This window comes from Candidatus Omnitrophota bacterium (assembly GCA_014728045.1).
Taxonomy (GTDB): Bacteria; Omnitrophota; Gorgyraeia; order Tantalellales; family Tantalellaceae; genus WJMH01.
The window spans coordinates 68,171-88,368 of sequence record WJMH01000012.1 but is presented as its reverse complement, the minus strand read 5'-3'; the positions used below and the strand labels follow the sequence as shown (position 1 = coordinate 88,368).

Sequence of the window (20,198 nt, the reverse complement as noted above, 5' to 3'; positions counted from 1 at the left end):
TATATAAAGTCCGTCCGGTAAGTCCATTCTGATCACTTTTATCCGAAAAACGCGATTCGCCTCGTCCTCGAGTGGCCTCTAGACCATGCTGGCCAGTTTAACAGTGAGCGTCTTTTCCAGGTAATCAAGATCAAAGGGCTTCACGATATAGTCGGCTGCGCCCATTTCGATGGTCTTTTTCGCGACTTCCTCGTCAAGCACGGCCGTTGCCATGATCACCCCGACATTTTCGTCGATCCGGCGTATCTTCTTTATGGCCTCTACCCCGCTCATGCCCGGCAGCCTTATGTCCAGAAGTATTATCTTAGGCTTCTCGTTCTTGAGCTTCTCCAGGCATTCCTCCGCTGTTGCGGCGGTGGCCACTTCATACCCTTTTTTCTCAAGAAAGGTTTCCAGTATATCCCGGATGGTTTTTTCGTCATCGACAACAAGTATCTTCGCCTTCATCTTTTCCATCTCCCTTTTTAACCAGTTTTTTTGTTTATCTCTTCCATGATTACGTTCATGTCTATGGGCTTGTGCACCATGTCTTCGGTAGTACACCCGACAGCTCTAAGCTCATCCATATGCGCCATCTTGTTAAGCGAGCCCGTCAGGAATATCACAGGAAAATCAATACCCTTTTCCCTGATCTTCTTCAGGCATTCAAAACCGTTCATCCCCGGCATCTTTATGTCAAAGACCCCCACATCGGGCTTCTCTCCGGAATCCACTACCTCCAGCGCCTCCTTCCCGCTGGAAGCGGTCACTGTCTCGAAACCCTTCTTCTCCAGGAATCTGCGCATGGTCTCCAGGATCTGTTTCTCATCATCAACCAGAAGTATTCTCTTCATGACTTTTCCCTTTCAGCGGCAAAAAGACTGTGGCCGTTGTTCCCTTGCCGGGTTCACTCTCATATTTAAGGTTACCACCGTGATCCTTCACTATACCGAAACAGATGGAAAGCCCCAGACCGGTCCCCTTCTCCTTGGTAGTATAAAAGGGGTCAAATATCTTTTCGAGCTCATCATCGGACATGCCCGGCCCGGTATCCCGTATTTCGACACGCGCCATATCGCCTTCTTTAGTGGTGGTTACCGCTATGTCCCCTCCCCTATCCATCGCTTCGGAGGAATTCTTCACTATGTTGAAGAATACCTCCTCTATCTGGTTCTTGTCCACCTCCACCTGCAGGTCTTCTGATGAATAGTTTTTTTTAATGTTCACGTTCTCAAGCGAATACTGGTGCTCTATCAGTTTCAGCGTATCTTCCATGACATCAGTTATATTTATCTGGGTCGTTTCTCCTTTTGAAGGCTTGGAAAAATCCAAAAGGCGCCTAATGATATCCTTGGCCCGGGAACACTGCTCTTCTATGATCTTGAAGTTTTTTTTGAGCTGATCACTCTCTATCTCCTCCATGAGAGAAAGCTGGGCCCTGCCGTATATCGCCTGCAGGGGGTTATTGACCTCATGGGCCATTTCGCCGATGAGCTTTCCCAGAGAAGAAAGTTTCTCGGTCTGGACCAGCATCTTCTGGGTCTGCTCCAGCTCTTTCACCTTCTCCTCAAGCTCCTTGTTCTTCTGTTGCAATTTCTGCTGGGATCTTTTGAGTTCATGCGTCCTGTCCTCTATTTTTTGCTCCAGGGACTCGTTAACATCCTTAAGTTCACTTTCCCTGGCCCTTATCCTTGATACCATGTACTTGAAGGAACTGGCAAGCTGTTCTATCTCATCACCGGTTCTTACGTGTATCGGGTAGTCCATTTCCCCTCTTTGAACATGTTCGGTAGCTTCATGGAGTTTTCTTAAGGGTTTGACGAGGAAGTTCCCGAAAAGAAGTCCGAGAGGTATCCAAAAAAGGATCAACATACCCGTGACAAGGAACATCTGCAGAATAAGTTTGCGCAATGGCATATAGGCTTCACGCGTTTCCTTGTCGATCAGTATTATCAGCCCCAGGCCGCTTTGCTCCAGATAGCTGTTATCGATCCTGGAAAAAGCCAAGAGCATATCTCTTTCGTGGATATGCGGTGAGCGTATCACCGCCCACTTCTGGGGAGTGGAAACAAACTTTCGGAATGCTTTCTCATCCAAAATCCTGTTCTCAAAAGGCTCCATGCCAATGTGGTATATGATAACACCCTCATCATCCGTCAGAACCGCGTGACCCGTCTTCCCTATGTGGAATCTTTCCAGGGGTTCAAGGAATCTTTTCGAATTTACCACCACCTTGGCGACACCTAGGAGTTCTTTCCCCTCTTTCAGCGGGATCGCTATCGAAAGCGCCAGTTTGCCGACCGACTCATCGTAGGTAATGCCCTCTATGAAAACCTTGCCCTCTCCGCCGGAAAAAGCTTTCTGCCACCAAGTTTCATCACCCTGATAAAAATCGCTCGTTATGCCCGAAGATGCGACCAGTCCGCCTTTTCTGTCGGTTAGCAGCACTTCCTCCAGTTCGGGATCCTTCTGCGTTATGACTTTAAGTTCCGTCCCTGTTTCGCTACTTATGTAACGCTGGAAAAATGTGTCATCTTCCGGAACTAACTGCCACTGCTTGTCCATATATGCGAACATCTTGTCAGTTGAATCCCCGTCCGTGTATTGCCTGTTCGTTTCCTTTATCTGACGGATCATCTGGGGCGCTGATAAATATACGGTCATTTCCTTTACCAGGTCGTTGATCTTAAGGCTCATATGTTCGCTGAGAAGATCGGACATCTTAACGTAATCCATGGCTATGGTATTCCGCAAAAGCCTGAAACCGAAGAAATAACCTAAACCGATACCCGTTCCCGTGGTCAAGAGAATCGCTGTCAGGATCAAGATCGCCAGTTTTTTCCTTATGCTCATTCTCATGTTCACTTTGAACACCTCAGGCACTTTTCGGGCTTCATGATCTTCTTGTTCAGATCAAGCATATTATCTCCTCTTCCCATGGCCCCTCAAAAATCACTCCCCTACGCAAGTAGTTGCCGGAGGCACATGTTCGTATATTGTCGTATTATTATATAACCAGTATATTTGAAGTGAATATTGATAACAAAGTGCTTAATTCCCCTTTTCACTGACTTTTTTCCACTTTTATATCAATAGTCAAAATAACCCGGGGTATGTATAAATATGAAAGCAAAAATCCTGTTTGCCGGTCAGTATCTGAATGCTGCTTATTTATCTTCTCTGGTATATAATGAAAGTGCCCATCCGTTTAACGCGATAGTTCTTATCCAGGTAATCCCGCACTTCGGGAGCATTCAGGACATTTCTGAAAAAATACATGCTGTGGGAAGGTGTGCTTACGACCAGGAATCGGGATCTTTTGAGGGCATCTAAAAAGTCTTCAGGGTTTCTCCAGAAGCTGACCGAATAAAAACTATCTGTCCGACCCAAGAGATAAAGCACCTCTTTTGTTGCAATTATCTTGTCTCTTTCACGCACATTCTTATCAAGAAAAGCCTCAAGTTCTTCTGCTCCCTCCTGTCCATAGCTGTAATTGGTCTGATACCGGGCCAGGGCCTGTTTTGACGCGAGTGAAACATTAAAGGATATTATTAAAATGACCAGAGCCGCGCCCAAAGGAACCCTAATGCGCCTACGTAAAAAGAAAAACAAAAGCAGCGGCAGCAAATACACCAAAGACTGCCAAAAGAGCTGCCCGTATAATATGCCCGTTCCGCCTCCATAAGCCAGAATGTCCCTTAATTTGAATCTTATGAGATATACGGGATCGTACTGCATCATTATCAAATACGCCGCGCACCCCAGAAGCAAAGCGAGGTATTTGGATCGCTCCCGGCCGATACCTCTCAGATAATTCCCGGAGAGGAATAAGCCTATAAGAGGTATCCCCGGAAGGATATATTTGGGGAATCCATGGTTTATAGGGCTTACTGCAAGATATAGCAGAATAGAACAAGCCGTAATACCGACAAGAAGAAGCTTGTCTCTGATGAGGGGGTGATCCCTAATGAGCGAGAGAACCATTAAAAACGAACCGATCACCAGATACGGCGAGGCCCACGCGCAGAATATCACCATGTTATTAAGTATGGTTTTAAGTCCCGCCGCGGATAAATACATCCTGCCCCTTTCAAGAAGTCCGATGAAGGGAGCGCCGAAGGAAAGCGTGTTCAACTGGCAGAGAAGCCACCATAAAGCACAGAATGAGAACACCGACAACACGCAGATCAGGAAATAATTGAAAAATAGTTTTCTTCTTTTCAGAAACACAAAGCCCAGGGTGAACGGAAGTATCAATAGTGGCGTGCTGAACTTGCACAAAAGCGTGAATGTCAGTGACGCGAGAAGAAGGAGCCGCCGGATAAATGTGCCCCCCTCCAGAAATTCCGTCAGGCATACCATCCATAACAAAACCGCCGTTACGAGCAACGTGCTGTCAACATGGACGAGCAGACTGCCCTGAACGAACAAGGGGCTCGTGGCCAGGAACACGCCCGCGGCCATGACCCTGGGATCATGTTCTCCGAAGACTCCTCTGGCAAGGACCAGAAGAAGTCCCAAAGAGGCAAATGCGCACAATAATCCCAGCATCCTGACGGACAGAACCCGCTCGTTGAAGCCCCTCACAAAAGGAACAAGCGCCCAGTTGTAAATCGAAGGAATGAACTCTACGGGTTTTTCCCCGGCAATGATAAGCCGGACATTATTTATTTCGTAGATCTCATCATCAGTGACCGGCTGATCCATCTTAGGTAAAGCGAACACGAGATAGATAAGCGTTATTACGAGGAACTGGAACAACAATCTTCTGCCGCTTTTCATGTCATATAAGTATAACATCTTTCACGGAGCTAACGCCATTTGTTTCTTGTATCCGCCCGATGGCTGTTGGATCTTTGCGCGCACTAATAATATACAGAAAAAAGCCGACTCCCTGATGGAAATCGGCTTTATGCTTGGAAAAATTGGTGGAGGTGCCGGGATTTTCCTATTTTCGTGCTCAACTGGGGCATTTCACCACGTTTTTTCTGTTTTCTAAAGTAAACTACCTAAGAACTTTCTTATATTAACCTGCTCAATTCCTTTGTATTTATCTCCCCCCACCTCGTCCATTGAAACTACAAGTTTCGGATAATTATCTTCTATTTTTAAAAGATTTCCGAATTCCCTGTCTATGATCTTCTGGCTATCTATTAGATATGCTACCTGTACATATAACTTTTCCCCGCCTCTAGTGCATACAAAATCGATTTCTTTATCTTTTAACTTTCCCACAGTTATCTTGTATCCGGAGATCTTTAGATGAAGAAAAACAAGATTTTCCAGGACTTTATTGATATCTACCTGTTTATATCCGACTACAGAATGTCTTAACCCAAGATCTTCGAAATAATATTTTTCGCCGATCTCAAATATCTTTTTGCCTGCTACATCAGACCTTTGGACTTTAAACACAAAAAAAGCAGACGATAAGAAGGATAAGTAATCCAATACAATATTGGGGGAAAGTTTTATCTTCTGGGATTTTAAAAAATCACTTATGCTTTTCGCCGAAACCAAAGAACCCGTATTATCGGCCAGATATTCAACCAGGCGTTCTAAGAATGCTACATTCCGTATCGAATGTCTTTTCACGATGTCCTTGAAAAGGATCGTACTGTAAATATTCTTAAGGTATTCATAGATGATCTCATCCTTGAACTCCAGATTGATCAAGAACGGAAGGCCACCGTACCTGATGTACTTTAAAAGAGATTCCTGATCATTATTCAATTTATGAAAATTAAGGAATTCAGGATATGAAAGACCATAAACTTTAATTTCGACATATCGCCCGCTAAGGTGAGTAGCCAATTCACCGGAAAGTAGATTCGCGTTACTGCCTGTGCAGTAAATATCATACTTGCCTGAGGCCTGCATACTTTCCAAAGCTTTTTCAAATTTTTCTATTTCCTGAACCTCATCAAGAAAAACATAATGTTTTCTTTTATTTTTTATCCTTCCCTCTATGTACTCCAAAAGGTCTTTATAAGTATTAATATCATCGAAATCATGTAGTTCTTTATTTATATAAATTATATTTCCGGCTTTCACACCTTTATCCCTGATGATATCCATTATCTGGTATAACAAGTAACTTTTCCCTACTCGGCGCTGTCCGACGATCACCTTAATGATATCTTTATCAATAAAAGAAGAAACCTTATCAAGATAGTGTTTTCTTTTAATATATTCTTTAATCATACTTAAAACTCCTTTATTTTTTATATATATTTTAAGTATACTTAAAACTTATAAAAATGCAAGATTTACTTGTTTTTTCCGCATAAAAAGCGATCCAGCATATCTAATCTCGATTATTTCCAAAATAGATCAACTAATTTGGAATACACTCCATTTTTGTTCACCCCTCAAGTCCTAACCTGCATCCCCAGGATTACGTAAAATGCGTAATTATGCATACATCGTTATAATGATTTATAAAAAAGCCGACTCCCTGATGGAAATCGGCTTTATGCTTGGAAAAATTGGTGGAGGTGCCGGGATTCGAACCCGGGTCCGGGAACTTTGACCGAGGAGTATCTACATGCTTAGTCTACCTATTGATCTTTTCCGGGAAGACCCGATAGACGGGGAACCTTCCGGGAGCATTCTCCTGATACTGGCTGAAGCTAGGAGAAATCACTACAGCAGTCCTTGTTAGTTTAGGTCCTATTTAGATGGCCAAGGCGCCAACTAATGAACCAGTTCCCATCATAGAGGGAACATTTAACGCATCCTCAGCCAAGATAGACTCGGCTTCGGCTACTGGATTGTAGTCTGCGTTTATTGTTTTCCAGGTTTTTAAAGAGGCCACCTGGAACCTCTGCATGCTGCTCCAAGACCTAAAGAACACGTCGAGTCCTGTCACCCCCATATCAAAGAGCTATCTTCTCTTATGCCGCATTATGCGGTCCATTTCGCGCTTTACCTGTTTTTCCTTAAGGGCCTGCCTTTTATCGTAAAGTTTCTTACCCTTGCCGAGCCCTATCTCCATCTTGGCGTACCCCCGCTTGAAATAAACCTTTAGAGGTACCAGGGTATAACCCTGCTGCGCGAGCTTTATACCAAGACTCCTTATCTGCGCTCGGTGCAGCAGGAGCTTTCTCGGCCTCACAGGGTCGGTTTCATCGGAAGAGAAGTCATAAGGGCTTATATGCATGTTGTGAACGAATATCTCGCCCCCTTCTATCCTGCAGAAACTACCCTTTAAGTTCGCGTTTCCCGTCCTCAGGGATTTTACTTCATTACCAAAGAGCTCCAACCCGGCTTCATAAGTCTTCTCTATATGAAAATCGCGGTATGCCTGACGGTTAGTTACCACACTTGTGTTTTCTTTTGGCATGATTCTAGCTTTATTATAACATAATTAAACTCATTTATCATCCATATGTGAAGATAAATATTTCACTATATATTTATACCGTAATTGACGGTAATCTCCATTTATAGTATAATCCTCTAGATTAATTGTCAATACCAATTGATGTGCGGGCGTGGCGGAATTGGCAGACGCGTATGGTTCAGGTCCATATGGGGGAAACTCCATGGGGGTTCGAGTCCCTTCGCCCGCACCATCATCCATCCAAGCTCCATTATTGTTTTGACTTTGATTTTCGTACATGGTATATTTGCCATTAAGGGATAAGCGACCATATTGAGTTGACAGACAATAAGGGGGGGTAAGGAATCATGAAAACACTCGGCAACCTTTTAGCGATAATAGGCACTGTTCTTTTCGCCTACACTGTTATAGCAAGATTCATCGGTGAAGAAAGCATAATGGGTTTTACGGAACTGCCCTTTTTCGGCGAGGGTTTCACCGCCGTGGGAATGCTTTCGGGAACCGCATGCATTCTGCTTCTGGCAGTCATAGCTTTGATCAAATCTGAATAATAACCTTAATCACCTAAGGTAAAAGCGCCCGCTTACAGTAAGCGGGCGCTTTTTTTATCCAAGCCGGATCCCGGTCTAGATATGCATCGTTTCAAGATGGGATATCGTCCGCACCCCGCTGTCTGCCAGGGACCTTCTCCAACTTCCCCCTATCAGGGCAGTGAGCTCTTTCTGGGAATTACGGTGCCAGGAGGACCTTTCCTCCAGTTCCGGGGTTAAAACGCCCGGATGGACAGCAAGTTCATTGATCCCCTCGCCGAGGTTATTTACGATAAAACTGAGGATACCGTTATCGAGCCTGCCCGCATGGAAATGTCCCCAGAAATAATCGTTATGATAGACCTCTAAAGCGTTCATCGCTCTTCGCGCATGGGAGGCGAAGACCTTGAGCCCCGCGTGGCGCAAAAGGTCCTTTGGTGAAAAGGCGGTGATAACCACTTTCGAACTCTCCCTGGGAAGCCTTACATAAGGGATACCGTTATCGAGCGCCACCGCGATAACTGTCCGGAGAATCTCCGGGAACATGTGAACATGCTCGTGGCTGTCTATATGCGTAACCTGAAGCCCCGCCTCTTTTATTTTTTTTACCTGCGCGGTGGTCTCTTCATACACTTCGTCAGCGGAAACCGCTCCCAGCAAATACCTCGCGGCGAACGCCTTATAGCCGGCAGGGAACCGCCCTCCGGGGACGAGCGTCCTTATACGGGAAAGATCACTGGTGCAGGGTTTAAAGTCCCCGGTAAGAACAAGATGAGCGCCCACGTTAGTCCTGCCCACCCCATGCAGCATGCTTGCGGCATCACTGAAGCTCTCCCCGCAGGCAAGTAAGCTCACCCCCGTTATCACTTTTTCAAGATAACACTTTCTTGCTGCTTCATTTATCTCTTTTGAGAGGCCGACATCATCGGCGTTTATGATAAGCGCTTTCATGCGTTCAACCTTTCAGGGTAAGGGCCCTCACCTTGATCATATCGCAGAAGGTCGCCCATATTACGGGGATCCTGGCGATGTAGGACTTACCTCCCGGACGGGAGGTAAAGACCAGAGGATACTGTTCCACTCTGGCGCCTTTTCTTTTGGCGTGCAGGAAAAGCTCAACGTCCACGAAAGGGCTGCGGGAGATGAATTGCATATCCTCCACCAGTTCCCTCCTGACTATCTTATAGCCGGAATTGATATCACGTATATCCAGACGAAAAAGCGATCTGACCAGAAGATTGTACCCGACAGATATTATCTTCCTCTTGAGGGTGTCCCCTTTTTTTACCTTGCTGTAGCCAGTAACTATGTGGGCATTCTTTATCAGGGGAAAGGACCTTTTTATATCTTCCTCCCCGACGGGCATATCCGCGTCCATGTACATGATAACGTCCTTGCTGGCTGCTTTGAAACCCGCGGCGAACGCACCTCCGAACATCGTATTCTCCGGCAGCCTGATAAGCTTTACGCTTGAGTCCTTCCGCGAGATACTTTCAACGATATCGGCGCTTCCATCCGTGGATGCGTCATCGGCTATGATTATCTCGTGATCCGGGGTCATCTCCGGGGCGATGGACTTGATCTTGCGTATGGACGCGGTGATATTGGCGCTCTCATTGTACATGGGTAAGACAAAGGATACGCTGGGGCTATCGTTCATATATTCTACCTATTCATTCGTTATAAGAACATATTCTCCCGAACTGGCCACCGGCTCGGACACCTTTCCGGGCATCTCTGCCTTCAGGTTACGGTAATGCTTCTGCTGTATTATACCCCACACTCTCTCCTTCCTGGAGAAAAAATCCCTGAGGGCCTGATGAGGATGTATATCCGTCATATCGGTCCTGCCCGAGTAGAAGGCTATCCCACGGCGGTGATCACATTCGCCCCCCACCGCTTCATCGGAAGAGGCGAGCTCCCTGACCTTAAGAGAAAGTTCCTTGCTGGATTCATGTACACCCACGACCGGGAGAATGAACCAGACCACGGGTAAAGCGCAGACCAATACCGAAGAAGCGATGGCGCCGAAAGAGGCCATTCTGCGCCTTTTGAGAAAGAAAAGTGCCGAAACGATAATGGCCAGAAGATAAAGAACGGAGGCCATTATCGTGCCCTGGACTGCTGAGGTGGTCGCGTATTCATATCTAACCAGAAAAACGGCGCCGGCAGCCGCGACCGGGGATGATCCAACGAGGATCCAGAAGGATATCTTCATGAAAAAAGACGTTCGTTCATCCTCGTCCGAGCTAGTGATGAACCTCTCCCAAAACCTCCCGGCAACTAACGCTAGTACCGGAAAAAGCGGAAAAATGTAAGTGACGAGTTTCGTGCTGGATGAAGAGAAGAAAAGGAACACCACAAGAAACCATAATAAGAGGAACAGCCTGTAATTCCCTGCCCGCGAGTCCGCTGATCCTGGATGGGGGTGTCTCCACATGTTCCACGCACCGAAAAGAAGAAAAGTGCTCCAGGGGAAGAACCCTCCCAGGATGACCGGTATGTAGAAGTACGGCGACGTGCCTATCCTGTGCTCCGGAACCAGAAAACGCGTAACGTTATGAAAACCGAAGAATTCATCAACAAAGGCCGACCCGTGCATACGGTAAACCGCGATATACCAGGGCAAACTTACCAGCAGAAGCAGGAGAATGCACCGCAAAAGCGGTATCTCCGGGAACCTTTTCCACTGCCTGGTCAAAAGGATGAATAATAATACCGTGAGACCGGGGAGAAATAGACCGATCGGACCCTTCGTGAGTACCGCCAGGGCCGCAGCTACCGAAGCGAGATAGAAATATCCCCTGCCCTTACCCATCCATCCCATCAGAAAGAATAAAAGCGTGTACAGGATAAAGACCAAGAGCACCATGTCCGTTACGCAACCTCTGGCGAGGACGAGATACTGTACGCAGGTCGCCATGACCATCCCCGAAAGGAACCCGCAGAGCGGCGAAAAAAGGAGCCTTCCGAAAAAATAAACCCCCAGAACGCCCAGAATACCGAAAACCGCCGAAGGGAATCTCGCTGCGAACTCACCAACCCCGAAAACCATATAACTCAGAACTATAAGAAGATAGTAAAGCACGGGTTTTTCGAACTGCGGCTTGCCGAATATCATGGGAGTGACCCACTCATCAGCTTCGAGCATCTCCTTTGCCGTCTGGGCGTAAAAAGTCTCATCCGGATCGGTAAGGGGCATATCCCCCAGCCCGAAAAAATACAGAAACAGCATAACAGCTATCAATATCAGAATAAATTTGGATCCACGCATTAGGCCATGCTCCTGAGTCTTTTGACCCGTTCGGCCACAGGCGGATGCGTGCTGAACAGGTTGGCAACGAAATTATTCGCGGACGGCTTGACGATGAACAGGTGTTGAGTCTGGGGCGCCGCGTCGAATCTGGTGCGTTCATTGCCCCGGGCCATCTGTTCCAGGGCCCTGGCGAGCCCCTCGGGGGAACCGGCTATCTCGGCTCCCCTTGTATCAGCGGCGTATTCCCGCGAACGGGATATGGCCAGCTGGACTATAAGGGCGGCTATCGGGGCAAATATGCTTACGGCCAATAATCCTATGATGTTACCCGAGTCATTCCTCTCCCTGGAAAACCCGCCGAGAATGGCCGCCCATCTGGCCATGTAAACAGCCATCATTATCGCGCTCGCCATGGCCGCGGTGACCGTCATGATAAGGGTATCTCGGTGTTTGATATGCGAAAGCTCGTGGGAGATGACGCCCTTAAGCTCCTCCTTGTCCAGTAATTCCACAAGCCCCCTGGTAAGGCATAAAGCGGCATTGTCGGGGTCTCTTCCGGTCGCGAAAGCGTTGGGAACGGCAACGTCCGTTATATATACCCTGGGTGCGGGTATATCTGCCCTGGAGCTGAGCTCTTCCACCACCGAATAGATATCGGCGTTCTCCCGGGATGATAACGGCCTGGCGTTGTACATCTTCAGCACTATCTTGTCACTGTACCAGTAACTGACCCCGTTGAGCACCATGGCTACAATAAAAGCTATAATAACGCCTCTGGGGCCTGCCACGAGACTTCCGACCCACATCAGAATGAAGGTCATTACGACCAGCAATAAACCCGTCTTTATGTAACTCATTTGATCACCTCTTCCAGCCTATAGTCATAGAATAATATATTATAATATGCGTTTAAGTCAACCCTTCTTTTCAAAAGGCGCTTGAGCAGGCTTTTCTTGACTTAAGGCTTTAAAACATATATACTATTTGGCAAATAATATATTTTTTATTACTATTATAAAAAGGCATGTATGTTTGAATTTTTAAGGAAAAAGAAGACCAAGAAATTCGGCGAAATCGCTGTGGGACGCGGTCTTGCATCAGAGGATGAGGTAAAAGAGGCGCTGCGCATACAAAAGGAATACGAACAAAAGCACCAGCAGCACAAGGAAATCGGCGCCATCATGACCGAAAAAGGCATCCTCTCGCCCAATGACGTTAAATCCATACTTGATGAACAAAAAGGCCAGGCAAGCATTATGGCCTGGTTCGCGGCTCTTTTCGGATTAAGCAGATAATTTCGGGAATAAATCAAGGGGGTATTTCAATGAAAAGAACGGCTTTCTTCATTACTGCGGCACTCTTTGTCGCTCTTCTGATGCCTGAGGTCTCCCACGCGGGACCATGGACACTAAAAAAGAACAAGCTCTGGACAGAAACGTTTTTCCGTTATTTTGTCTCCAAAAGAGCGTTCGATGAGAACGGTGACAGGAGCCGTTGGGACCACGGCGGGATATCGGAGATATACGACCTCGAGCAGAAATTTGAGTTCGGCTTCAACGATAACCTGAACATCCTGCTCAATATCCCCTATACCTGGAGCCACTGGAAGAACGATTTCAGCACCGCGCAGTTCAATAGCCAAAAAGCCAAGCACGAAGGCTTCAAGCAGATACAACCCGGCATAAAATACAAATTCATGGATAAACCCGTCGTGGCTGCCGGACAGCTCAAGTTCTACATCCATCCGGGAAACCCCGATGTGGTCCAACAGCCCGACCTGTTTGAATACGGTAACGGCGTGGAACTGCGGGGCCTTGTGGGAAAATCCTTCACAGTGTTCAAAAAACCTGCTTACGTGTCCGGTGAGTTCGGTTATTTCTGGCAGATCGATACGGGGGTCAATGCAGATTTCGCGAATTATTTTCCCATGTTCCTCGAAGGCGGCATCTCCCCCTTTGACTGGCTCATGTTGAAAGGCGAGCTGGATGTGAGGCTTTCCCATCAGGGAACGGGAGTGCGTAAAGACACCATTACCTGGCGCGCCGGCCCCATTATAAACCTCCTGGGAAAAGGCTTCTCCAGTGTTAAAAAAGGAGCTCAGTCCAGTCTTAACCTCGAGCTTCAGCTTGGACAGACCGCATGGGGACGCGGCGACGGAACCAGCGAAAGGTTCAGGCGCGTTAGCGCAGCGTGGGAATACATCGCGAAGGTGCAGATACTTTTCTAAAATACCCGCTTATATAATAAAAAAAGGAGGCTTGTACAAGCCTCCTTTTTTTATTATCCTCAAACATCCCGCTCGGGCTTACGCCGCCTCAAGGGCTTTCTGCTGCGCTCTGTAAAGCCTCTGCAATTCCCTGAAATCCATCGGCTCCGCCCCGGGAAGGAATATGACAGTCCTGAGCGTCTTGTTATATTCGCGTATGATCGGGAGCTCCGGCGCACTCTGCCCGGATGCCAACTCAAGAGCGAGCGCCAGCATCTGCACCAAGCGTATCCTTATCTGCGTGTAATCTTCAGTACTCTTCTCGGTGAAAGCGTCAAGCTCGCTGTGGTCGACACCGGCAAGAAAAGCCTTTTGCTCCGTCCGGGTGCTGCGTAAAGGATCGAAAGCCTTAGAGTTTATGGTATCCTGAGAAGCAAGTATGACCACATTGGAATAATCGCTATTGGGGCCATCCTTTGTGGTCTGCCATATGACTTGGTGGGCAAGATAATCCCTTTTATCATGCACTATGATAACGTTATCAAGGCCGATGGACCTAAGTTTCGATCCCAGGGATTTGATATCGGTGATAAGGGGATTTATCGCCATGTGCTGCATTGTGGCCCGCTCCGAACCCGGTATCCAGGCGGTCTCAACGCCGATAATAAGGTTTCTGTCCTCTCTCCTGGCCTTTCTTGCGAGCGTTATGATGGATGAGACAAGACCCGCTGACTCAAATTCCCGCAGATTCTCCCTCAAGGTCCTCTCGACCTCCATGACAGCTTCCGTAAAAAGGATCGGGGCCTCCCCCGTCTCTCGTATCCTCTCAAGATCAGCCAGCAGCGCCTCGGCCGTGAAAACAATGTCCGTATTAGTTTCGTTCCCCATGAATTCTCTGGTTATATCGCTTCTCAAGGCAAGGATCGCGACCATGTCGTTACAGGCATTGATAAGTTTTTCCCGGTTGTTGTTGGCCGGAAGCTCCACCTCTTCTTCCCCGGGAATGGGCTTCTGTTCCGCTTCGCTCTTCCGGCTGGGGATAAGCCCTCCCTGGGCCAGTATGCTCCTTTTAAGGTCGTTCGGGTTTTCGGCGAGTTCCTCTACGAATGTATACGCGGGTTTCCTGGCCTGGTGGAACGAAACAACGTCCTTGACGGCAATAAGTACATCTTCCAGCTGGCCGCCGGTAAGTTCACTCATGCCGTAGACTTCAGCAACCGCGCGTGCCAGTTTATATGAAGCATCTCTTTCATATTTGGGATCTACATGGACTTCCTTGTGGCGTCGTATTTTCCCGAATTTAGAGAAGATCCTTTCACCGAGAAAAAGTTTTTCTATCTCACCCGGTGTTTCTGCCATCGCGTGCAGCTTCGTGAAACAAGGAGCTTTCCGCTCATAATGGTGATCTATAAGGGCCACGACCCTCTTAAAATCCTCCCAGGTGGTCACATGCTCGGCCAGCTTCTCCGCCAGTTTTTCTTTGATTTCACCCTGCATGCAGTCCCTGACGAGTATGGCCCTTACATGGCATACATCAAAGACCTTGTCGGCATAGGCCATCATACACTGTTTGGAGTATTCCCTTATCTTCTCGACATTACCGGAATTGAACAGCTTATGAATAGCCGGCTCGGCCAGTTCACTGTCCCTGCCGTAGGCTAGAACGAAAAGCCTGCCCATTTTGTCTATATCTTCTATCTGCCAGGACCTCTCGATAGCGAAAGCCCTTATTTTGGGGTAACCCAGCTGGGCGTACTCGTAAATGCTCTCGGGATTATTATGGTCTATCCCCGCGTACATCGAAGAGATATTATAGAACCTGTCGATCGCGAACCAGAAATAAGGGGCCAGAAGCAAGCTCGGAATAGGCGTCATGAAGACCATCCCGAGAGGATGCCACTTCAGGACCTCGTGCTTGAGCACGCTGCTCTGTTCCATTTTACTGAGATGGTTGAAAGCATGATGCAGAAACCCTTCGGTGTTGGAGACCGGCTCATCAAGAGCCTTGTCTTCCGGAACCCCCACTTCTATCATGGAAGAACGTATATCCCTTCCCATGTACCAGTAATAGGCGGTCGTAAAGGCCAGAACGTTGATGATCGCCCATGAAAGCAACTTCATGGGGTCGGTCATGCCGTGGACCAGATAGATCCATCCGAATACCACGGTCACAGCGATCGTGACCGGCCTTAAGCAGTACATCGCCCTGTAGCAATTACGGGCGGTTAGATTATGTTTTCCCTTCCTGGAACCGGTATTATCAGGGGGGGTCTTTGCCGGGGGGGTCTTTTCGCTTTTTGTCTTTTTTGACTCTTCTTTTTCCCCGAAAGAAACATAGATCAAATACTTGGCAGATGCTACCCATTTCTGACCAGAGAGCCCATCCCGGGGAAGTTCATCCTTAAGTGCCACCTGTATTAGGCATTTATGTCCCGAACAGACGCACGGGATTATGACGACCTTCTTATCTGGGGAAAAATTGACCTTGGATAGATCTATCCCACCTATGATCTGGCCCGTTTCACGTGATATTACCGCTTCGAGATGTTCCAGTGGCAGCCTGTCCTCAAGAAGATATTTGGCGATATTCTGCGCTGATGCGAGCAGTTTCATATCCGCGAACAGCGATCTACGGACAGCTTCCTTTTCATTTGACATTATCTCGGTCTGAAAAGGGAGTTCCGCGGAAAGTTTTTCTGCTGCTTCGGGGATATTTATCTGGCTCGCCTGTGCTATATCAAAAAATATTAACGTGAGTACAAGTACAAGACTTACGATCCTGAACCATGATCTTCCTCTTACACCGTGCATATCCTGCCTTTCCAAAAATGCGTAATTTGCCTTTTACTGAATATTTTATCTCCTAATGCATAATAACAATTTTTTAGCCTAACATCAACTAAAAAAACTAGCTTTTTATTGACTAACGTATTTTGTAAGTTGTTTTTTCTAGGTAATTTATAAAAAAAGGGCGGCTTAGAAAGCCGCCCTTTGGATAAGTGATGCGCGCTTAGATCATCTGCCTCTCTGTTCAAGTTCTTTCTGCATATTTACAGTAGCTTTCTCGAGCTGTTCGGCCGGATCTGCGCCCTTTAATACCACCATCTGTATGGCGTGGTTAATGAATCTCGTGCTTGAATCCCAGGCCAGAACAGGCGGTGGTCCCTTGGCGTCCTTGGCCTGGCTCACCAGAACGCGCTTAAATTCCTGGTCCATCGGCAGGTCGCTCCAGGTATCCATGTTGGGAGGAAGATACGAATCTTCTGTCTCGAGTGAATCCTCATATATCCTGATCTGGTTCTCGGGCTTGAAAAGGAACTTGATGAATTCCCATGCCTCGTCCTTCATTTTGGATCTTGAGAATATACCGAGTATCCTTCCGCCGATGAAAGCGGTGCGCTTGCCGGTGGGTCCCTTGGGAAGCATGGCTATGCCCCATTTGCCTTCCAGCTCGGGAGCACCCACGGTAAGGCTCACGATCTTCCAGTTACCCGATATCGCCAGAGGATAATCCCCCGTCCTCATTCCCTGCTCGAGCGGAACCTGTGTTTTCGGCATACCCGCCTTATATAAACTGGCAAAATAACCCATGGCCTCCGCGGCCTCGGGGGTATCCAGCGTCACCTGAGTGAAATCATCATTGTAGTAACTTCCTCCCGACTGCCAGAGGAAGGGAGAATAACCTATCCACTCAAGCGATCCCCAGTCATACACCATTCCCTTCTCTTTTGACTTCAGCCCCTTTATCGTCTGGAGAAGATCATCCCAGGTCCTGGGTGGCTCCGGTATCATATCTTTCCTGTAGTACATGATCTGCACCGACAGGTCAAAAGGTATGCCGTATACTTTATCGCCCACTCTGGTGGATTCAAGGATGCTGGGGAATATCTTAGTCTCAAGCTCTTCGACGTCTTCCGGGTAAGTTTCACGCAAATTGACCATGGCACCCAGTTCGCCGAACTCCATGCCCCATGTCAGCCCCATGGTCCCTATGTCGGGAGTAACTTCGCCGGCTATGGAAGTAAGGTACTTGCTGTGGGCATCGCCCCAGGATATGGCCTGGCACAGGACCTCGACACCGGTCTTTTCGGTGAACTTCTTGCTGAGCTGGGTTATGGTCTGGGCCTGGCCTTCGGACCCTACAAGCCACATGACTATCTGGTCCTTTTTCTCCGCGCCTGCGCCACAACCGGATAATGAAAAAACAAAAACGGACAGAATTAATGATGTTATTATCTTTTTTAGCAACACGTTCCTCTCCTTCTCTTTACACTTCAGCGAATAGATTCTGTATGACCAGGGCTCCGGCGCCGACACTGACAACGTTATCGCCCAGGCTGGTCGGTAGTATCTTGACGACCTTTACCGATTCTTCGTAACCCCACTTTCTAACGGCCCTGCGCACCGAAGAGAAGAATATATCTCCCGCTTTCTCAATGCCCCTGCCGACGACGACCACCTCGGGGTTAAAAAGGTTTATCAAAAAAGCTATTTTGGTGCCGAGATAGTCCCCTGCATCCTCAAGGGTCAGTCTTGCAAGGTCGTCCCCTTTTTCGGCAGCCTCTATTGCGGTCCTGAAATCTATTCTTTCAGCATCCCCGCCGCAGGCCTCCATTATTGCCTTGCCTTCCCCGGGATGCTCCCCGAGATAACTCCTGATCCGGTCGGGTATACCAAGGTCCAGCCCCCTGGAACGCAGACAGCATCCGTAATCATAACTCGCCCAGCATTTGTCCGGGCTTGATTCCTCCCCAGGATAAGGAGGATTCAGATTGAGCTCCCCTGCGCTCTTCGTAGCTCCGTAGTAGAGATCCCCTTTTATGACGAGCCCGCAGCTTGAATCGGAACACAGAAAAATCAGGTTGGATGCAGAACTCCCGGCACCAATACCCGACCATCTTTCCCCGAAAGCTGCCAATGTGGCATCATGCTCGATAAGCGTCGGGGCGTCAAACCTGGCCTCCAGCTGGCTCAGGAGGTTAGTATAACTTACGATCTGTTCGTTCTCGACCGCGTAACGCACCATCCCCCGGTAACGGTCGATAACACCCCATATGCCTACGCCTATACCCTTTATGTCCGAAGGGGAAACACCTGATTTGCGTATGAGGTCGTCGACCATGCCGAGCACTCTCTCGGTGAGCTTTTCGAAAGATTCCTTTTCCTTGGGGACCTTCTCCTGGGCGATCACCTTGCCGGTCATATCCATCAGGACCCCCACGACCGCCGCGTCAATGGTAAGATGAGGCGAACCAAGGTCTATGCCTATACTGTAGGCGTAATCTCCGTTCAGCTTGAGAAGCTCCGGCCTTCTTCCGCCGGTGGAGATATCAAGACCCGTTTCAAAGACGATCTTGTTCTTTATGTACTTGCTGACATAATTTGAAACGGTAACGATATTCAGATCGGTCACTTTGGATATCTCCGCCCTGGATATCTCCCCTCCTCTGCGTATGGCATCGAGAATGCTCAGGTTCCTTCTCTCCTTCTCGGAGAGCCTATTCTCCTTTGCTATGAACTCCCTCATGTGAATACTCCTTCACATATTTTCAAGCGACACGCTGGATAGTTTACTTCGAAACCGGTTTGGAGTACCATTTCTGTATGACCTCTTCGGCCGGCTTGTTCTGCGGCGTAAAACCCCGGTTATATTTACCGCCCATGCTAGCGTTAGTGCCCCAGTACCACCAGTACAGGCCGTAGAACCATTCCTTGTCCCAGAATTCCTCCAGGAGGGCCCTGTAATAATCCGCCTGCAGCTGAAGATTTACTTCGCTCCTTGGGATGTGTTCCCATGGTCGTATAGCCGCGCCGTCGGCGGAATTACAACCGGCCTCCGGGAAAATGATCGGTTTACCCACTCTTTCCTGGAAATCCTCGATCTCCGCGACCCATTTGCTCCAACCCTCGCGCAATTCATCGTAACTGGGGGCCATCTCTTCGGTAAGCGGGAAATACGCGTTTATCCCGACAAAGTCGAGCATATGCCAGAACCGGATATCAAGATACCGGTCCCAGTGCGCCGCGTATACCAATAGTCCCGAGAAAGAACCCCTCACGGTCCTGATCAGGTCTTCCCACATATATCCCTTGGCTGTGGCGGTGGTCGACAGCTCCGTCCCCACGCAAAGCATCTCGACATCCTCTTCTTCGGCCATCTTTGCGTAATACATGATATATTCGGTATATTTCCTGAACCAATCGTCCCATTCGGATTCCCTCATGCTGCCTATCTCGCCTCTCCAGCTGCCGTCGGAGGTATCCAACAGATCCAGGTGCATCTTGAGGCATACCTTCAGACCCAGCTCGTGTGCCTTGCGTATGGCATGCACCACCGCTTCGTCGGAAGGGGTCTTGGAGGTCCTCTGTATATCACCTGACCAGGGCGTCGTCTGGTACCAGGTGACCAGAATGCTGACCCACTCGGTCCCGATCTGGCTGGCCTTTGCTAGGGACTCGTCAGAATTTTCGGTAAGGTAGCCTCCCTGCGACCAGGTTACGTATCCTATCCCCTTCTGGAACTCCGCCCTTACTCCGGTGCCCTGCGGCACAAATTTGATAAGTGTGAATGCGGCCGCGGCAACCACTACGACCGCGACAACGGGTATCAACACCTTCAGAAAAAGGTTTTTGGAAGATTTTTTTGCCGCTGTTTTGGCCTGTCCTTTCTCTTTCGGTTTCTCTTGGGATTTTTTCTTAGGCATGATCTTTTCCTTTCGTAGAATGATTTTTCAAACGTTTTTTAAACTTCTTCCGCCCGGATTATAAATGTAGAAACTAACCGGGCAAAAAAAAGAATATATCACAGATCACGAAAGATCCTTACAGGACCTCTCCCCGGGCTAACAAGTCCGTTCCGTAACAGCAAACCGACCAAAATGG

Annotated in this window: 17 protein-coding genes, 1 tRNA gene and 1 other RNA gene; 4 read left to right on the top strand and 15 right to left on the bottom strand. The window is 48.1% G+C overall.

The window, feature by feature from the left end:
- Positions 1-78: 78 nt before the first annotated feature.
- The 7 genes from GF409_04190 to smpB all read right to left on the bottom strand — a co-directional run bounded on the left by GF409_04190 (position 79) and on the right by smpB (position 7,324).
- Positions 79-456: a response regulator gene (locus GF409_04190; protein MBD3426414.1), complete on the bottom strand. Its 378-nt coding sequence runs from the start codon at positions 454-456 to the stop codon at positions 79-81.
- An 8-nt stretch (positions 457-464) separates the two neighbouring features.
- The gene (locus GF409_04185; GenBank protein MBD3426413.1) at positions 465-833 is read right to left on the bottom strand and encodes a response regulator; all 369 of its coding nucleotides are present in this window, start codon (positions 831-833) and stop codon (positions 465-467) included.
- A complete protein-coding gene (locus GF409_04180; protein ID MBD3426412.1) occupies positions 811-2,838 on the bottom strand; it encodes a HAMP domain-containing protein in 2,028 nt (675 codons plus the stop codon). The genes GF409_04185 and GF409_04180 overlap by 23 nt, the downstream gene beginning before the upstream one ends.
- A gap of 312 nt (positions 2,839-3,150) precedes the next feature.
- Positions 3,151-4,779 carry a hypothetical protein gene (locus GF409_04175; GenBank protein MBD3426411.1) on the bottom strand — a complete coding sequence of 543 codons (1,629 nt, stop codon included), beginning with the start codon at positions 4,777-4,779 and terminating at the stop codon, positions 3,151-3,153.
- Between the two features lie 195 nt (positions 4,780-4,974).
- The gene (locus tag GF409_04170; protein ID MBD3426410.1) at positions 4,975-6,183 is read right to left on the bottom strand and encodes an AAA family ATPase; all 1,209 of its coding nucleotides are present in this window, start codon (positions 6,181-6,183) and stop codon (positions 4,975-4,977) included.
- Between the two features lie 285 nt (positions 6,184-6,468).
- Positions 6,469-6,854: a transfer-messenger RNA gene (ssrA, locus tag GF409_04165) on the bottom strand.
- Positions 6,855-6,865: 11 nt separating this feature from the next.
- Entirely contained in the window at positions 6,866-7,324 is a 459-nt protein-coding gene (smpB, locus tag GF409_04160) for an SsrA-binding protein SmpB (GenBank protein MBD3426409.1), read from the bottom strand.
- Between the two features lie 145 nt (positions 7,325-7,469).
- Here smpB and GF409_04155 point away from each other — a divergent pair.
- Positions 7,470-7,556: transfer RNA gene (locus tag GF409_04155), tRNA-Leu, on the top strand.
- A gap of 115 nt (positions 7,557-7,671) precedes the next feature.
- Entirely contained in the window at positions 7,672-7,875 is a 204-nt protein-coding gene (locus GF409_04150; protein MBD3426408.1) for a hypothetical protein, read from the top strand.
- Between the two features lie 75 nt (positions 7,876-7,950).
- Here the strand turns inward: GF409_04150 and GF409_04145 are convergent, their stop codons facing one another.
- From GF409_04145 to GF409_04130, 4 genes are read right to left on the bottom strand one after another with little or no spacing between them, the layout of a single operon-like run.
- Positions 7,951-8,805 (bottom strand): ChbG/HpnK family deacetylase, encoded by an 855-nt coding sequence (locus tag GF409_04145; GenBank protein MBD3426407.1) that lies wholly within the window; start codon positions 8,803-8,805, stop codon positions 7,951-7,953.
- A gap of 4 nt (positions 8,806-8,809) precedes the next feature.
- The gene (locus GF409_04140; protein ID MBD3426406.1) at positions 8,810-9,514 is read right to left on the bottom strand and encodes a glycosyltransferase; all 705 of its coding nucleotides are present in this window, start codon (positions 9,512-9,514) and stop codon (positions 8,810-8,812) included.
- A 9-nt stretch (positions 9,515-9,523) separates the two neighbouring features.
- Positions 9,524-11,128, bottom strand: a complete 1,605-nt coding sequence (locus tag GF409_04135) for a phospholipid carrier-dependent glycosyltransferase (GenBank protein MBD3426405.1) — start codon at positions 11,126-11,128, stop codon at positions 9,524-9,526.
- Positions 11,128-11,967: a M48 family metalloprotease gene (locus tag GF409_04130; protein MBD3426404.1), complete on the bottom strand. Its 840-nt coding sequence runs from the start codon at positions 11,965-11,967 to the stop codon at positions 11,128-11,130. Before GF409_04130 ends, GF409_04135 begins: the two co-directional genes overlap by 1 nt.
- Positions 11,968-12,138: 171 nt before the next feature.
- Here GF409_04130 and GF409_04125 point away from each other — a divergent pair, with 171 nt between their 5' ends.
- Together GF409_04125 and GF409_04120 are read left to right on the top strand one after the other, a co-directional pair.
- Complete coding sequence (locus GF409_04125; protein MBD3426403.1) at positions 12,139-12,405, top strand: hypothetical protein; 267 nt, start codon at positions 12,139-12,141, stop codon at positions 12,403-12,405.
- 29 nt (positions 12,406-12,434) lie between these two features.
- Positions 12,435-13,337, top strand: coding sequence for a hypothetical protein (locus tag GF409_04120; GenBank protein MBD3426402.1), 903 nt, complete (start codon positions 12,435-12,437; stop codon positions 13,335-13,337).
- Between the two features lie 78 nt (positions 13,338-13,415).
- On the opposite strand, the gene GF409_04115 is transcribed toward GF409_04120, so the two are convergent.
- From GF409_04115 to GF409_04100, 4 genes are all read right to left on the bottom strand, one after another.
- On the bottom strand, positions 13,416-16,127 hold the full coding sequence (locus GF409_04115) for a hypothetical protein (GenBank protein MBD3426401.1): 2,712 nt from the start codon (positions 16,125-16,127) through the stop codon (positions 13,416-13,418).
- A 204-nt stretch (positions 16,128-16,331) separates the two neighbouring features.
- Positions 16,332-17,567, bottom strand: a complete 1,236-nt coding sequence (locus GF409_04110) for an extracellular solute-binding protein (GenBank protein MBD3426400.1) — start codon at positions 17,565-17,567, stop codon at positions 16,332-16,334.
- Positions 17,568-17,583: 16 nt separating this feature from the next.
- On the bottom strand, positions 17,584-18,843 hold the full coding sequence (locus tag GF409_04105) for an ROK family protein (GenBank protein MBD3426399.1): 1,260 nt from the start codon (positions 18,841-18,843) through the stop codon (positions 17,584-17,586).
- 43 nt (positions 18,844-18,886) lie between these two features.
- A complete protein-coding gene (locus GF409_04100; protein MBD3426398.1) occupies positions 18,887-20,020 on the bottom strand; it encodes a hypothetical protein in 1,134 nt (377 codons plus the stop codon).
- Positions 20,021-20,198: the final 178 nt, after the last annotated feature.

Coding starts and splice junctions, on each gene's coding strand:
- GF409_04190 (MBD3426414.1), bottom strand. CDS start 456: ATGGAAAAGATGAAGGCGAAGATACTTGTTGTCGATGACGAAAAAACC.
- GF409_04185 (MBD3426413.1), bottom strand. CDS start 833: ATGAAGAGAATACTTCTGGTTGATGATGAGAAACAGATCCTGGAGACC.
- GF409_04180 (MBD3426412.1), bottom strand. CDS start 2,838: ATGAGAATGAGCATAAGGAAAAAACTGGCGATCTTGATCCTGACAGCG.
- GF409_04175 (MBD3426411.1), bottom strand. CDS start 4,779: ATGTTATACTTATATGACATGAAAAGCGGCAGAAGATTGTTGTTCCAG.
- GF409_04170 (MBD3426410.1), bottom strand. CDS start 6,183: ATGATTAAAGAATATATTAAAAGAAAACACTATCTTGATAAGGTTTCT.
- smpB (MBD3426409.1), bottom strand. CDS start 7,324: ATGCCAAAAGAAAACACAAGTGTGGTAACTAACCGTCAGGCATACCGC.
- GF409_04150 (MBD3426408.1), top strand. CDS start 7,672: ATGAAAACACTCGGCAACCTTTTAGCGATAATAGGCACTGTTCTTTTC.
- GF409_04145 (MBD3426407.1), bottom strand. CDS start 8,805: ATGAAAGCGCTTATCATAAACGCCGATGATGTCGGCCTCTCAAAAGAG.
- GF409_04140 (MBD3426406.1), bottom strand. CDS start 9,514: ATGAACGATAGCCCCAGCGTATCCTTTGTCTTACCCATGTACAATGAG.
- GF409_04135 (MBD3426405.1), bottom strand. CDS start 11,128: ATGCGTGGATCCAAATTTATTCTGATATTGATAGCTGTTATGCTGTTT.
- GF409_04130 (MBD3426404.1), bottom strand. CDS start 11,967: ATGAGTTACATAAAGACGGGTTTATTGCTGGTCGTAATGACCTTCATT.
- GF409_04125 (MBD3426403.1), top strand. CDS start 12,139: ATGTTTGAATTTTTAAGGAAAAAGAAGACCAAGAAATTCGGCGAAATC.
- GF409_04120 (MBD3426402.1), top strand. CDS start 12,435: ATGAAAAGAACGGCTTTCTTCATTACTGCGGCACTCTTTGTCGCTCTT.
- GF409_04115 (MBD3426401.1), bottom strand. CDS start 16,127: ATGCACGGTGTAAGAGGAAGATCATGGTTCAGGATCGTAAGTCTTGTA.
- GF409_04105 (MBD3426399.1), bottom strand. CDS start 18,843: ATGAGGGAGTTCATAGCAAAGGAGAATAGGCTCTCCGAGAAGGAGAGA.
- GF409_04100 (MBD3426398.1), bottom strand. CDS start 20,020: ATGCCTAAGAAAAAATCCCAAGAGAAACCGAAAGAGAAAGGACAGGCC.